Genomic DNA, 14,353 nt, shown 5'->3' on the forward strand with positions numbered 1-14,353 from the left:
CACGCCGTTCTCGGTCCGGTTACGGGTCCGGGGTCCTGTGACGCATCCGGCGCCCAGGAGGAACGCGGCGACGCACACATCGTCCTCCCGGTGTTGAACGGCCGGCGGGATGTCGGTGACGGTCCAGCCGCGGGCATGCAGCGCCCGGGCGACAGCGGCAGGATACGGGCAGGCCTGGTGACCGCGCAGGACAGCCTCGGCGCGGACGCTCGCACGGCGAGTCAGGCCGACCGGGTAGCCGTGCGCGACGGCGGCCTGGGCGGCCGTCACCGCATCAGCAAAAGAGCAGGGGGAGCGCAGTGAGCCTGGGAACAGTGGCGGTAACAGGAGCGGCGGGCGCCATCGGTTCAGTGGTGCGTGAGGCGCTGCGACGTGAGGCGGCACGCCTGGTCCTGCTCGACCGCGTACCGCTGCGCCCGGAGGCCGAGAACGAAGACGTGCACACGGTGGATCTGCGGGACGCCACCGCGGTGGAATCGGCCCTCGCGGGAGCCGACCGCGTGCTCCACTTGGGCGGCGTACCCGACGAGGCTCCGCTCCCGAGCCTGCTCGAAGCCAATGTGTTGGGCACGCACCATGTCCTGGAGGCGGCGCGGCGCACGGCCATCGAGCGGGTGGTGCTGGCGAGCAGCAATCGTGTGACCGGCTTCTACCCCGCCGGACATCTCACCGGCCCAACGGAGCCGGCACGCCCTGATGGCCTCTACGGGGTGAGCAAGGTGGCCGTTGAGGCCCTCGGACAGTTGTACGCCGACAAGTTCGGTCTGTCGGTGATCTGCCTGCGCATCGGCAGCTTCGAGCCCAGGCCCACCGAGCCCAGGCACTTGGCGACCTGGCTGAGCCCGCGCGATGCCGTCGGCTACATCCGGGCCGCCCTGACCGCACCGTCCTCCACCCGCTTCGTCACGGCGTACGCCGTCTCCGCCAACAGCCGCCGCTTCTGGAAACTCCCCGACGTGACGGAACTTGCTTACGTCCCCGTCGACAACGCCGAAGCCCACGCCGCGGACATTCCCGGGGATCATTCAGCCGATCCGACCGGAGCCCAGGCCGGCCTCTATGCCGAACCCGAGTTCACCCTCAAGCACCTTCGGCCCTGACGCATGGGGCCGTCGCATGCGAGCACCGGTTGTCCCCCGCACCGCCACAGCCGCTTTCCTCGGAGGCTCCGTCGCCGCCTCGGCCACAGAGCCTTCGGCATGCCTGCACACACGCGAAGCCGATGATTTATGAGCCTGGTGTCCCCCGGGCGCGATCCGGCATCGTTGCCGCGATGGCCGTGCGCGCCGGCGGGCACCGCTCCCGTGCTACAGCGTGGCCGTGCCCTCGAACTCAGTCCTGGTGAAGGGCTCGTTGAGGCTGTCCAGTGTCGCGCTGTAGGTGAACCTCTGACCGGTCTTCAGGCCCCTCGACTCGTAGTCGTACACCATGTTGGCAGCTTTGTAGGTGCGGTCAGGCCCGCATGCAACTTGCTCGATGAGGGCGAAGCCCCCTGGTCCCGTGATGAACAGGGTGTGGGGTCCCGGCTGGGCGCAGGTGCCTTCCCAGTGCATCACGATGTCCTTGGGGCTGGGAGTGCCGGACGTGTAGGCGTAGGAGAGCGTGTCCGCCGATGGAAGGACGGCCGCCTGTGCCGTCGTCGTGCTGCCCATCACCGCGACGGCGCCCAGCGCTACTACCGCGCTTCGCAGAGACCGAATCATCGAATGCTCCCGATCGCTTGGTGCGGGGCTTTCCCAGACGCTCAGGGCGATTTTGATCTCGCGAGATGCGGAAGCCGGGGAACCTCACAGCCCTGGTCACCTCAATGGGTGAGGAGCCGGCTCGAGGACCTCGGCGAGTGCACCGCGCCATCCGCCACGTGCATCCGGGCACGCGCAACTTCTTCGGTCACGAGCGAGTTCGTTCTTGGGGCGAGAGGTTGGTGACGCGGCTGGCTGATGGTCGGCCGTTGATGCCGGTGCGACACGTCCGCGTCGAGGTCCCGCCCCCGCTCACCGGCCCGTCGACCGGGTCATTGCAGGGCGCTGTCGCGGACGTGGCGGTCGAGGCCGGTCCACCAGTCGGACAGGTGGCGGGCGGAAGCCGTCCGGGCTTGCTCCTCTGCCACCAGCCGTGTGAGCAGGTTGAGTTCGCCCCCCATCGCGAAGCAGTACACGAGGCGCTTCAGGTCGCCGTGCTGGTCGGCGGCGCCGGCCGGGTGCCGGGTGTACTTGCCGAAGACGGCACGCCAGTAGCTCTCCGGGCTGCTGCCCCCGATGTGCGCCAGGGCGTGCACGGCCGCGACGGAGACGCCTGTGGGCAGGCCCGGGGCGAGGGTGAGACCGGCGACGACCGCGCGCTGACCGGGGCCGCCCAGCACGCGCAGGGCGTACAGGATGGGGACGGCGCGGTCCTCGGTGCGGGCGGTGGCCGGGTGCCGCAGTTCCGTGGCCAGGGCGGCGGCGATCTGGGACCCGTATGGGCTGGCCTGCAGCAGCATCGCCGCGTGCAGCCGCACGTCCGTCACCGGATGGTGCAGAAGTTCGCCGACGAGCGCGCTCAGAACGCTGGCGGTCCGCCCGGGGGCGTCGTCGAGCCGGGCCAGAATGCGCGAGACGGTCACCTCTGCCGTGACCGGATCGGTCAGCGAGCCGTGCGCCACGACGGCGTGGGCGCTGGGACTGTGGTTGGCCGCGGAGGCGGCGAGCCGTTCGGCGTGCTTGGCCGACAGGGGAAGCCCGTGCAGCAGGACGGCGGCGGCCTCGACGGCCGACTGCGGGTGCGGCGCGTGTGGGGCGGCCAGCAGGTCGTCCACCACGTTCACGAGGGTCCGCGTCTGTCCGGCGGTGAAGTGCCGCTTGCGGACCTTGCGCGCGGCGGCGAGCAAGGCCCCGTACCGCGTGTCGGCGGTGGTGGGATCGGTGAGCTGGGTCAGCACGGCCCGACCGGCGTCCGGGTGCGGGCTGGCGTCCAGCAGGCACACCGTGTCGATCAGGCCGGTGTAGTCGGGTTGCTGCGCGACGCCGGCGCACACGGAGATGGTTTCGGGCCCCCACAGGGGGTCGGTCATGAGCCGGCTCAGCGCCTCGAAGCGGCGCATCCAGGAGACGCCGTCGGCCACCATGGTCTCCTGCAGCAGCCGCCGCGCGACCGCGCCGCGCACCCGGCCCGGGGAAACGTGTCCGTCGCCGCCAACGGCCCACCGGGTCAGGTCGTCCCAGTCGGTGCTGGTGAGTGTCCCGCTGTCGAGCGCCCGGTCGAGCAGCGCCTCCATCCGGGGACCGGCCTGCGGAGCGCCGCGGTTCCCGCGGAGGAACACCGCCGCGGCCGGGCCGCCCTCGTGCCGGGCGATGGTCTGGACGGGCGCCAGCAGGCTGTACGGGGCGAGGCCCACAAGGTACTCGTAGCGCAGGACGGCGGCTGCGGTCACCGGAACGAGGCCGTTCTCCCACCGCGACAGCGAACTGGGCGAGACCCCGCCCGCGAGGCGCCAGTCCTCACGGTAGGCGCGGGCGAACCCAGCCAGCCCGCGTAGCGCCGGATCCCGGTGCCGCGTGCGATGGGCGCGCAGCAGCCAGCCCGCCCGCACCTGCCACGGTGTCCACCGGATGAACGCCGGTCTCGTCACGGCAGTTCGCGCCATGTCGGCCCCTCGCGTGAGCGCCGCTCCGCCCAGTGGTTCTGCGGAGTATTTCAGGATGAGCGGATGCGCCCCGGACCGTGAGACCAATTCCGGACATTGCCAGACGAGTGGAGCGGAAAAGCCGGCTTGACTACACCGCCCGTCGGCGGACCGGTTCGCACAAGGCCGTGGTGTCGGGGGTGGCGCTCGTGACGTCGCGCGGGGCCGCGAACGGGGCATGAGCGTCGGCGCCACAGTCGCGACGCCGACGTCGGCCCCGTTTCCAGGACCGTGACGTGAGCATCGGATGCCAGCACCCGGTCTCCGGGGCCGTCGGCACCGGCTTTGCCTGCCCCCGCCTCCATCTCTGTGCCGCCGCCTGCGCTTTTCGCGGTGCAAGCCCCGGTCGTGCGGGCCGCGGACGCGCGGCCTATAGCAGATCCGTGGCCGCCACAGGAGAGGCGTTGCACGGGACTGCCCGGCGGTGGGACACCTCGGCCACGGGGCGTGGCGCGCGCCTACAACAGAAGCGGCGGCCAGCACAGGCCGGCAGACCTCGCGAAAGGACCACGAAGATGACGATCTCTTCCCTCGCCCTCACGCCGTCCGCGACGAAACATGACGGCACGCCGTCCACGGCGGCGCCACGCCGCCGCCGACACCGCGGACTGCTCCTCGGCCTGGCAACGACCGGGGTCGCCTTGGCGACCCTCGCGATGGGCACCCCGGCGTTCGCCACCACGAGCGTGTCGATCTGGAACGCCAACGCCAACGTCCGCGACTGCTACCACCCGCCGCAGTCGTACCCGAGCACGAACTGCACCGTCCAGGCGACGCTGGAGGCGCGGCTCCCAGTTCGCCTTGTCTGCCAGTACCCGGGTCAGACCGTCAGTGGCGACGCTTACTGGGACTACGTCCTGTACCCGGCGACCTCCGGGCACGGCGCCGGCGAGGGCTACGTGTCCGACTCGCTCGTCTACACCGGCTACGGCTCCCGCGACCCCCAGGTGCCCATCTGCACCTGGTAACCAGCCCGGCTCCGCGGGAGAAACCGGCAGGCGAAGACGAGGCCGGTATCGTCTCCGTCACCGTGGACGCGGGTCTGGCACCGAGCTATACGTCGTGGCTGCCCGGGGTCTGCAGGGGGCCGTGGCCGGGATGTGGGGTAAGGACGCCGGAACGCGTAGAGCGGCTGGCCGCCATCGGCATCGATGGACCTTGGCCTTCGCCGCACGCTCCACGCTCACCGGCGAACTCCTCGCGGGGTGCGGCGGCGGCCGCTGCACCCCGCGGGCTCGTCCGAGGCCGTGCCGAGGCCTCAGGGCATCATCTCGTATGCCCCGGACAGTGCTTCGACGCGCTGCCAGACGCGCTCCGAACGCGCCTCGTCGACCGCCGGGCGCCGGACGGCACCGAGTGCCCAGCGCTGCTGCTCCTCGGTTGCGGAGTCCTTGCCGTGCAACTCGACAGCGTGCGCGGAGAAGTCACGTACGAGGACGGCGAACAGTTCGTCGAGGACGTCCTCCTCGACGCCGGCCAGGGCCGCCTGCTCCAGGACCAGCTGCCCGTGGACGACGAGCGCGAAGAGCTGCCCGACGGCGAGGAGGAGGTCGAGGTCCCGGCTCTGCTCCTCGCCGGGAGCGGCCGTGCGTACGAACTCACACAGCGCGTCGGCCTGTTCACGGAATCGGGCGACGTTGGGCAGGTGGGCATAGGTGTCGAAGGCCGGCCGCCAGTCGTGGAAGCGCACCGAGCCGAGGCCGCGGGCCGGGCCCTGGCGGAAGAGGAAGTCGTCGTCGGCCGCGTCGAGGCGGGTCGGGACGGGCTCGTAGGCGACCGGGTCGAGGAGGTGGTTCCGCATGAACTTGAGGATCAGTGCCAGGTTGACGTGGACGGTGCCCTCCAGCTTCGGCAGGCTGCGGATCTCGACGGCGGCCTGGGCGAAGTAGTTGTCCCTCTCGAAGCCCTTGGCGGCGATGACGTCCCACATCAGGTCGATGACCTTCTCGCCCTCGGTGGTCACCTTCATCTTCGTCATCGGGTTGAAGAGGAGGTAGCGGCGGTCGTCGGGGCCCGCGGTGCGGAAGTAGTCGACGGCGCGGTCGCTGAACAGCTTCATGCCGACGAGCCGGACGTACGCGTCGGCCAGCTCGCGCCGCACGTGCGGGAAGGCGGTGACGGGGCGGCCGTAGAGGATGCGGTTCCGCGCGTGGGTGACGGCCTCGTACATGGCGTGCTCGCAGATGCCTATCGAGGCGGTGCACAGGTTGAACTTGCCTACGTTGACGCTGTTCAGGGCGGCGTCGAAGGCTGCTCGGCCGGTGTGCAGGACGTCTTCCGGAGCTACGGGGTAGTCCTCGAGACGGAACTCGCTGACGTACTTCGAGGAATCGACGACGTTCTTGACCAGGTGGTAAGCCGGGTGGCGGCTGTCGGCGGCGAAGAAGACGTAGCCGTCGGGGCCCTCGACGTCGGTGCGGCGGCCGAAGACGGAGACGAGCCCGGCCGCGTTGCCGTTGCCGATGTAGTACTTGGAGCCGGTGGCCCGGAAGCCGCCCCTGCCGTCCGGTTCCAGGAGCATGTCGGTGGAGTAGATGTCGGCGCCGTGGGCCTTCTCGGACAGGCCGAAGGCGAAGACCTCTCCCTGGGAGAGCAGTTCGGCGGCGCGGGCGCGGGCGGCGGAGTTGTCGCTCTGCCAGACGGGGCCGAGGCCGAGGATGGTGACCTGCCAGGCGTACCAGTAGTCGAGGCCGTAGAAGCCGAGGATTTCGTTGAGCGCGGCGATGCGGGAGGTGTCCCAGCGCTTGTCGCCCTCGCCCTTTGCGGCGGCGGAGGCAGGGGTGAGGAAGGTCGCGAAGAGGCCCTCCTTGGCGGCGAAAGCGAGGAAGTCACCGAGCCAGGCGCGGGTCCGGTAGTCCTCGATCAGCCGGCGCTTGCCTCGCTCTTCGAACCAGTCGACGGTGGCGCGCAGCAGCCTGCGGGTCTCGGGGTCGAAGTGCGCGGGGTCGTAGGTGCGCGGGTTGAAGAGCAGCGCGTCGGTCACGGGTGCCGCCTTTCGGCTGGGATGGATGAGGGTGGGGCTGGGCGCGGTCAGGGCCCCGGTGAGGGCCTGCTCGGCCGGTCAGTGATCGGCGGCGAAGCGGGCGAGTGTGGCGAGGACGTCGTCGAGCCAGGCGATCATCATGCGTTCGTACGCGATGCCGCCGCGCAGTACGACGTGCTGGAGTTCCCGTTCGGCGTCGAGCGGCCCGTCCGCCGGGAGTTCCCCGAAGTCGCGGGTCTCGCCCGCGAGGTAGTGGGCGAGGCGGTCGGTGTGTGCCTGCCGGTGACGCTCGACCTCGTTGATCAGGGCGGCCGGATCGTCGAAGGCGGCGCCGCGGATCTTCACCGCCAGGTCGTGCCGCACGCTCTCCGGCTCGGTCGGTTCGCTCAACCACGCAGAGAGCGCTTCTCGGCCGGGCTGGGCGACGGAGTATTCCTTTTTGTCAGGCCGTCCGTGTTGCGGGACGTCCCGGACGTCGATCCAGCGGTCGCTCTCCATCCGCTTGAGCACGCGGTAGATCTGCTGGTGGGTGGCGGTCCAGAAGTACCCGATGGACCGCTCGAACCGGCGGGCCAGCTCATAGCCGGAACCCGGCTTCTCCAGCAGGGAGACGAGGATCGCGTGCTCGAGCGCCATGCGCACGATCCTCCTATGCACCTCGTTGCATAGCAACGCTGCCCCGATGAGACACGGCTCACCCGGGGCAAGTCGCGCCCATCACTGCCGACGGCAGCGTGCCGAGGCTGCGGAAATCCGACGGAGCGTGATCGGCGGCCGCAGTGTCGTCGCTGGAGGAGGCCGATCTGCATACCGTGCTGAACGAACGGCCCAGCCGCGGCCCGCGCCACGGGCAGCACCGAGCTGCGGCCCCCAGGCCGGTGGCCGCGGGCGTGAGGGCTCGCCCCGGTGGACCCGCCCCGGCGGGTCAGGAACGGTCCGCCGGGAACGTCGTGCGGCTGGGGCCGTGGACCCGGCCGTCCAGGTGATCCGCAGCCGTCCTCGTCGCCGCGCTGCTCGTTCCTGCCGTCAGTCGGCTGGGCCGACCAGGTCCGGTGCTCGCAGGACGGGAGCCGGGATGCCCCAGGCGTCGACGAGGTCGACGGCGAGGGGGCGCACCTTGCGGCAGAGGTGGTTCACCTCGCGGCTGATCGCCTTGGACCGCTGGACGGTCAGCCGGCCGTGTTCCATGAACCAGGCGCGGTCGGCTTCGATGGTGGAGAGCGCGAACAGGTCGCACAGCAGGCCTAGGGCATCCTTCTCCGTGCCCTCGGGAAGAGCCCGCACCTTGTCGACGAAGGCTTCTGTGACCAGCCGTTCGACGTGGGCCCGGGCGAGGGCGATGACGTGGTCCTGGATCAGCGAGAAGACCGCGCCGGGCTCGTCCTGCTGGATGCCGCGCTTCATGCGGCGGGCGAGGCCGGCGAGCATGTGCTCCTCGCGGAAGCGGACCATGGCGAGGTGGTACTCCGAGTCGAGGAGTCCGGCTTCCCGGTCCCATGCTTCACCACCGGGCAGCAGGTCGCGGACACGTTCGAGGAGTTTGTGCGCCGAGGTCCGCTCGATGACGGTCTCGACGGCGAGGCCGGTGACGTAGCGGACCATACCGAGCTGGTCGAGGTCCTCGAACTCGGTCGCGTGGTCGGTGAGCAGGCCCTTGGCCACGAGCTGGAGGAGCACGTGGTTGTCGCCCTCGAAGGTGGTGAAGACGTCGCTGTCCCGTTTGAGGGCGGCGAAGCGGTTCCGGGCAAGGTAGCCCGCGCCGCCGCACGCCTCGCGGCACTCCTGGACGACGCGGGTGGCGTGCCAGGTGGCGAGTGCCTTGATGCCGGCGGCTCGCGACTCGAGGCGGCGCCGTGCCTGCGGGTCGTTTTCGATGCTGGAGAAGATCTCGTGCAACTGGGCTCGTACGACGTCCTGGGCGAAGTGCAGCGCGTAGGTGCGGGCGAGGAGGGGGAGCAGCCGGCGCTGGTGGAGGCCGTAGTCGAGGAGTACCTGTTCCTCGGTGTCCGGGGACGATGTGAACTGGCGCCGCCGGTCGGCATACTTGGTGGCGACCGCCAGTGCGACCTTGGCGACGCTGACTCCGGCTCCGGCGACGCTGACTCGGCCCTGCACGAGGGTGCCGAGCATGGTGAAGAAGCGTCGGTCGGGGTTCTCGATGGCGCTCTCGTAGCGGCCTTCGGGGGTGACCTGGGCGAAGCGGTCGAGGAGCGCCTCGCGGGGGACGCGTACCCCGTCGAAGCGGATGCGTCCGTTGTCGACGCCGTTGAGGCCCATCTTCCGGCCGTCGTCCTCTATGGCGACACCGGGCAGGACCCGGCCGTCCGACCGTAGGGGAACGACGAAGGCGTGGACTCCCTCGGTCCGGCCGTCCACCTCCAGCTGGGCGAAGACGACGGCGAGTTCGGCGTGGCGGGCGGCGTTGCCTATGTAGTCCTTGCGGGCTTGGTCGTCGGGAGTGGTGAGGACGAACTCCCGGTTCTCCGGGTCGTAGCGGGCGATGGTGCCGAGCGCCTGGACGTTGGAACCGTGACCCACCTCGGTCATGGCGAAGCAGCCCATCAGCTCTCCGGTGACCAGGCGGGGCAGGTAGGTCTTGTGGTGGTGGTCGGTGCCGAGATGCAGGATGGCTCCGCCGAAGAGCCCGAACTGGACGCCGACCTTCACGAGGACGGAGAGGTCGCCGAATGCCAGGGTCTCGAAGGCGGCGATCGACGCGCCGACGTCGTCGCCGCCGCCGTACGCGCCGGGGAAGCCCATGCCGGTCTGACCGGTCGCGGCCAACTGGACTACGACATCGCGGACCCTCTCCCGGAACGCGTCGATGCCGAGCGCGTCGGCCTCGTCGAGGACGGCGGCATGGGTGACCAGGTTGGTCCGGACGAGGTCCCGGATCCCGGCGTACTCGCCGTCGAGGACGGCGGTGAGGGCCGGGACGTCGATCCCGGGCTGAAGCCGGCCGCCGGCGGGGGCGGAGCTGTTCTCGGTTGCCATGCCGCTTCGCTACCCCGGGCCGCGACGATCAACCGACGCGACCGTGGCGCCAAGCACGGTCGGCGCGGGGCGCGGGACCGCGTCATGGTGATCAGCAGGGCCAGATCGGGCATCGGGGCCGGCTGAGGGACCTGTCCGGCCTCGTACTCGGCGCGCAGCCACTCGCCGTAGAGGAAGTCGCAGGTCGGCGGGTACCGCCAGGGTCGCGCCCTCGGACTGGACGACCACGGTCAAGCAGGCGCGGGCAAGCTGGTTGGCGGCGAGGAGGTCCATGCGGCCGTTGCGGACGAAGGCCGGGCCGGCGGTGACGGCGTCCAGGATCCGCGGGAACCAGCGCTCCAGAGCCGCGTCCCTCACGTCCGAACGGATCGAGTGAGCCCCGCCCGCTCCGCTCCGCAGCGGCTTTGCGCGCAGTCTGTACGCGATACGTACGCTTTGTGGACCCCGAGGGCACCCAGTACGTCCGGTCCGGTCCTGCGCGTTGTACAGCGTCACCGGGCGCACGAGTGATCCCCGTACCCGACTGGCTCGCCGCGGCCATTTTGCGTCGCTTGCCTGGCTCGACCAGCTGCCGACGGCGCCGACGAGCAGCTGCTACGTGGCCGGCTTGGCTTCGTGGGGCGCGTCATCTGGGTAGGCGGTGCCCCGGATGGGGGCCGCGTCCTGCCGCCCCGGACGGTATCAAGCCTCGCTCTGTACCTCCTTGACGAGCGCGTCGGCCGCGAGCAGGCCGAGGCCGTGAGAGGCGAGGGGGCTGTCTCCTGTGAGGAGCTTGCGGTCCCGATGAGTCTTTCCGGTCATGTCGTCGTTGATGACATTCACTCCCTGCTCCCGGAGCAGTCCGGCGACGAGCCACTGCAATCGGCCGGGAAGGTAGCCGATGTCGAGGTTGGGTCCCTCGTCGAGCGAGTCGGGGAAGACGCAGACGTCGTAGCCCTTGAACGGCGACTGCTCCTTGCCCAGTGAGGCGGCCAGCAGTGCGGCCGGCCCGTGGCAAAGGGTGATGACGTATTTGTCGTTGTTCATAGCCCAGTCGAGCGTCTTCGTGACGTCCTCGCTGGTCGGCAGACCGACGACGGCCCCGTGTCCGCCCGGGATGAAGACAGCGATGTAGTGCGAGTCCTCGCCGAGATCGTTGGTGACGACGTCGGTGAGGTCCTTGGGCTGCTTCAGCTTCGGTTTGAGGGCTTCATAGGTCGCCTGCACCGCTTCGTCCTCGCCCGGCATGGCCCACAGTTCGAGCTTCGCCGGATAGCCGCCCACGGTGGCGACGTCGATGTCGAAGCCCGCCTCCATCAAGTGGTGAGCCGGAAGAAGCATCTCGACCGGGTGGTTGCCGGTGGAGAACATCGTTCCGTTCTGCGTCAGAAGGTAGCGTTCCGCCGCCGCGATCATGAGCACTTTCCACTTTCCCCCGGTGTAAGCGCCCTTGTGCTGCACTCCGTCGAAATTCGTCTTCGAGGCGGTGTACTGACTCAGCGAATACGGTGACGGGAAAAACGCATTATCCTCGGCCGGATCCGGAGTGGGGGCCCTGTTCGAATCGTCTTTGGCAGATGACATGCTGACGACCTGCTTTCATGGCGGGCTGAAGGTCTCGGCAGCAGCCGTTCGGCGGGTGCACCACCGTCAGGACGGGAAAGGTTGAAGTCGACCAACTCTTCCCAAAAATCCTCACCAATTATAACTTGCCAGAAATTGTCCGGCAGGACGAATCTTCCGGGCTGCGGTCTACGTCGTCGGATGCACAATGCATTTCCCCGACTGATCGCACAGTCTCCTGGCTGGACGATCAGACCCCACGTCTCCCGGGCGTCCGTGGGTATGGAGTCGGTGCGTATCCGCAGGGGCTTGCCGTTGCTGTCTTTCAGCTGGACCCACCGTTCGGTCTGGTAGGGGTCGGTGTAGCGGACTTTGATGCCCCACTGGCACGACTTACCCCATGGCACGATCGCGTGCACCTTGTAATTGCCTGAGGGCTGGCCTCCTCCGACCTCTATGACATGGGTGCTGAAGTAAGGCTCGCCTTGTCCCTCGGTCTCATCGGTCAGTACCGGTTCGCCGACGAGGGGCGGAATATGGAGCTGGAGACCTTCATAGGATGCTCCCCCCCTGCTCCGGAAGCAGCACGACGGTGTGCCCGGTGCTCTTCTGGCAGGTGACGTCGGTGACCTGCCAGCGGTTGATGGCCACCGAGGTGGACCGGGTGCTCATCACAGTGAGCACCGGCTGGTTCTCACGCGCGAGGGTGGCGGTCACCGCCCACTCCAGCAGGGCGTGCAGGTGGTTGACGTTGCCCTCGGCCGGATCCACGCGGGGGCGCAGGATGTCGAGGGCCGTGTCGTCGACCGGACTTGCCCCGATCCACGGGCGGCGGACCTGCAAGTCCCCCCTGCAGCCGTCCCCACGCCCCGGCCCTGTCCCCCGCTGCAGCCGTCCCCACGCCCCGGCCCTGTCCCCCGCTGCAGCCGTCCCCACGCCCCGGCCCTGTCCGCCCTGCGGGCGCACCCGCGCCGGCGCAGCTGCGCCTCGGCGACCGCCACCGCGATCGGGCGGGTGGGCCGCCGGGCCCCAGGAGACGCACCCCGTGCCGAGCCACGCGGCGGTCCGCAGGCCCAGGCTCACCAGCTCACGAGGGATGAGCGTGGTCCCGGCAAACAGCAGCGCGGCCGGCGTCGCCGCCTGCTGCCGACGAATCTCCGGCTCGGGTCACCGGCCTTCCCGTCAGGCCTGGTGGCCGCCCCCCGAACGGGCGGTGATCAGGCCGGACTCGTACGCCGCGATGACCGCCTGGGCGCGGTCGCGCACGTTGAGCTTGCCGAAGAGGTTGGTGATGTGGTTCTTCACCGTGGAGTGGCTGATGTCCATGGTCCGGGCGATCGCGGCGTTGTCCAGGCCGGTGGCCATCAGCCGCCACACCTCCACCTCCCGGGGTGTGAGCTCCCCCGTGACGACGTCGGGCGGTGGCGGGGCGCCGAGCGGCGTCCGGACGTAGGCGGAGATCAGCCGGGTCAGCAGGCGCGGGGCGACCGCCGCCTCCCCGGTGTGGACGGTGCGGATCGCGGCGGCGAGGTCCTCCGGCGAGACGTCCTTGGGCAGGAACCCGTACGCGCCGGCGCGCAGCGCGGCCACCACGTACTCGTCCATGTCGAAGGTGCTCAGCGCCAGGACCCGGCATCCGGGCAGCGTGCGGGCCAGTTCCTCGGTCGCGCCGACCCCGTCCAGGACGGGCATCCGGATATCCATCACCACGACGTCGGGGCTCAGCCGCTGGGCGAGCACGACGGCCTGCGCGCCGTCCTCCGCCTCGCCCACCACCTCGAAGGCGGGGTCCGGCGAGAGGATCAGCGACAGACCGCGCCGGACCAGCGGCTGGTCGTCCACGATGAGGACCCTGATCCTGGGTGTCACGGCCGTCACCGGTACATCACGTCCTCACGCAGCCCGCCGCCGACGCGCTCGGTGGGCTCCCCGCTCTGGACGGCCGCCTCGGCCGTGTCCTCCGCCGCCAGCGGCAGCTCGGCCACCACGGCGAAGCCGCCCTCCGGCCGCGGTCCCGCCTCCAGGGTGCCCCCGTGCAGGGTGACCCGCTCGCGCATGCCGATCAGGCCGTACCCGCTCCGCACCGGTTCGTGCCTCGCGTCCTGGGACGGCACGCCCCGGCCGTCGTCGCGCACCTCGACGCCGATGGCGTCGGCGCGGTAGGTCAGCACGACTGACGCGCTGGCCGGCCCCGCGTACTTACGCGCGTTGGTCAGGCCTTCCTGGACGATCCGGAACACCGTCAGGCCGACGGTCGGCGGCAGCGGCCGACGCGGCCCGCGCACGCTGAACGCGGTCGGCAGCCCGGCCCGACGGGACTCGTCCACCAACCGGCCGAGGTCGTCGGCCCCGGGCTGTGGCGAGGCGGGGGCGGCGTCCGGTTCGTCACCGGCGCGCAGGACGTCCAGCAGCTGGCGCATCTCGCGCAGCGCCAGCCGCCCGGAGGACTCCAGGGTGACCAGGGCCTCCCGCACCACCTCCGGATTGGCGAGGTTGGCGCGGGCGCCGCCGGCCATCAGCTGCATGGTGGTGATGTGGTGGGCCACGATGTCGTGCAACTCCCGGGCGATGCGGCGGCGTTCCTCGGCCACCGCGCGGTCGGCCAGCAGCCTGCGGTTGGCGTCCACCTGGCGCTGCCAGCGGGCGGCCGTGAGTCCGCCGCCTGCCACGAGCGCGGTGGAGGCGGCGGCCGCGATGCCGGCCTCCGCGGAGGGCACCGGGAAGTCGCTCTGGCTCAGCATCGTCACCAGTGCCGTAGCCGCGGCGGCGCCTGCGGTGACCGGCCAGGCGCGGTTCCGGGCGACCGAGTACACCGCCACTATCAGGACGGCGCCGAAGTGGGTGCCCATCGGGGTCGACAGGTCGATCGCGGACTGGAGCACCAGGACGGCGGCGAGCGCGTGCACCGGGTGGCGGCGCCGGGCGAGCAGCGGCAGGCCTGACAGCACGAGCAGGACGAAGCCCGGCACGCCGACGCCGCGGGTGCCCGGCGCCGCGCTGACGACCAGGTGGGTGAGCAGGTCCAGCGAGCCGGTTCCGACGGCCACCAGCGCGTCCGCCTGGGTCCACGGCAGGCTGTCCGTACGTTTCCGCGGCGCCTCGTCCACGGCCGCGCCGGGGTGTTGACGCCCGTCCATCCTCGTCCTCCCGGTCGACCAGCGTTGACGCCT

General features: G+C 70.5%; 10 protein-coding genes and 2 pseudogenes. 2 read left to right on the plus strand and 10 right to left on the minus strand.

All coding sequences use genetic code 11. From position 1 onward, the window contains the following. The first annotated feature begins 299 nt into the window (after nt 1-299). The gene (locus tag TNCT1_RS33100; RefSeq protein ID WP_143639564.1) at nt 300-1,100 is read left to right on the plus strand and encodes an NAD(P)-dependent oxidoreductase; all 801 of its coding nucleotides are present in this window, start codon (nt 300-302) and stop codon (nt 1,098-1,100) included. A gap of 207 nt (nt 1,101-1,307) precedes the next feature. On the opposite strand, the gene TNCT1_RS33105 is transcribed toward TNCT1_RS33100, so the two are convergent. Continuing rightward, nucleotides 1,308-1,703: a hypothetical protein gene (locus tag TNCT1_RS33105; RefSeq protein WP_143639566.1), complete on the minus strand. Its 396-nt coding sequence runs from the start codon at nt 1,701-1,703 to the stop codon at nt 1,308-1,310. A gap of 311 nt (nt 1,704-2,014) precedes the next feature. Beyond that, complete coding sequence (locus TNCT1_RS33110; protein WP_143639568.1) at nt 2,015-3,625, minus strand: hypothetical protein; 1,611 nt, start codon at nt 3,623-3,625, stop codon at nt 2,015-2,017. Between the two features lie 554 nt (nt 3,626-4,179). Here TNCT1_RS33110 and TNCT1_RS33115 point away from each other — a divergent pair. Further along, on the plus strand, nt 4,180-4,632 hold the full coding sequence (locus TNCT1_RS33115; protein ID WP_143639570.1) for a hypothetical protein: 453 nt from the start codon (nt 4,180-4,182) through the stop codon (nt 4,630-4,632). 290 nt (nt 4,633-4,922) lie between these two features. On the opposite strand, the gene TNCT1_RS33120 is transcribed toward TNCT1_RS33115, so the two are convergent. The 8 genes and pseudogenes from TNCT1_RS33120 to TNCT1_RS33155 all read right to left on the minus strand — a co-directional run bounded on the left by TNCT1_RS33120 (nt 4,923) and on the right by TNCT1_RS33155 (nt 14,320). Further along, the gene (locus TNCT1_RS33120) at nt 4,923-6,647 is read right to left on the minus strand and encodes an acyl-CoA dehydrogenase family protein (protein WP_143639572.1); all 1,725 of its coding nucleotides are present in this window, start codon (nt 6,645-6,647) and stop codon (nt 4,923-4,925) included. A 78-nt stretch (nt 6,648-6,725) separates the two neighbouring features. Continuing rightward, nucleotides 6,726-7,283 (minus strand): PadR family transcriptional regulator, encoded by a 558-nt coding sequence (locus TNCT1_RS33125; RefSeq protein ID WP_143639574.1) that lies wholly within the window; start codon nt 7,281-7,283, stop codon nt 6,726-6,728. A 390-nt stretch (nt 7,284-7,673) separates the two neighbouring features. Continuing rightward, nucleotides 7,674-9,641: an acyl-CoA dehydrogenase gene (locus TNCT1_RS33130; RefSeq protein WP_143639577.1), complete on the minus strand. Its 1,968-nt coding sequence runs from the start codon at nt 9,639-9,641 to the stop codon at nt 7,674-7,676. Nucleotides 9,642-9,724: 83 nt separating this feature from the next. Next, nucleotides 9,725-9,962, minus strand: a pseudogene (locus TNCT1_RS37050) (hypothetical protein); the annotation flags it as partial. A 360-nt stretch (nt 9,963-10,322) separates the two neighbouring features. Continuing rightward, nucleotides 10,323-11,204 carry a glyoxalase III HchA gene (hchA, locus tag TNCT1_RS33140; protein WP_143639580.1) on the minus strand — a complete coding sequence of 294 codons (882 nt, stop codon included), beginning with the start codon at nt 11,202-11,204 and terminating at the stop codon, nt 10,323-10,325. Nucleotides 11,205-11,852: 648 nt separating this feature from the next. Continuing rightward, a pseudogene (locus TNCT1_RS33145) lies at nt 11,853-11,987 on the minus strand (3'(2'),5'-bisphosphate nucleotidase CysQ); the annotation flags it as partial. Nucleotides 11,988-12,365: 378 nt separating this feature from the next. Then, a complete protein-coding gene (locus tag TNCT1_RS33150) occupies nt 12,366-13,052 on the minus strand; it encodes a response regulator transcription factor (RefSeq protein ID WP_143639699.1) in 687 nt (228 codons plus the stop codon). A 5-nt stretch (nt 13,053-13,057) separates the two neighbouring features. Then, nucleotides 13,058-14,320 (minus strand): sensor histidine kinase, encoded by a 1,263-nt coding sequence (locus tag TNCT1_RS33155; protein WP_143639583.1) that lies wholly within the window; start codon nt 14,318-14,320, stop codon nt 13,058-13,060. Nucleotides 14,321-14,353 lie beyond the last annotated feature (33 nt).

The sequence above is a fragment of the Streptomyces sp. 1-11 genome, assembly GCF_007176755.1.
GTDB lineage: Bacteria > Actinomycetota > Actinomycetes > Streptomycetales > Streptomycetaceae > Streptomyces.

Coding starts and splice junctions, on each gene's coding strand:
- TNCT1_RS33105 (WP_143639566.1), bottom strand. CDS start 1,703: ATGATTCGGTCTCTGCGAAGCGCGGTAGTAGCGCTGGGCGCCGTCGCG.
- TNCT1_RS33155 (WP_143639583.1), bottom strand. CDS start 14,320: ATGGACGGGCGTCAACACCCCGGCGCGGCCGTGGACGAGGCGCCGCGG.
- TNCT1_RS33125 (WP_143639574.1), bottom strand. CDS start 7,283: ATGGCGCTCGAGCACGCGATCCTCGTCTCCCTGCTGGAGAAGCCGGGT.
- hchA (WP_143639580.1), bottom strand. CDS start 11,204: ATGTCATCTGCCAAAGACGATTCGAACAGGGCCCCCACTCCGGATCCG.
- TNCT1_RS33130 (WP_143639577.1), bottom strand. CDS start 9,641: ATGGCAACCGAGAACAGCTCCGCCCCCGCCGGCGGCCGGCTTCAGCCC.
- TNCT1_RS33110 (WP_143639568.1), bottom strand. CDS start 3,625: ATGGCGCGAACTGCCGTGACGAGACCGGCGTTCATCCGGTGGACACCG.
- TNCT1_RS33115 (WP_143639570.1), top strand. CDS start 4,180: ATGACGATCTCTTCCCTCGCCCTCACGCCGTCCGCGACGAAACATGAC.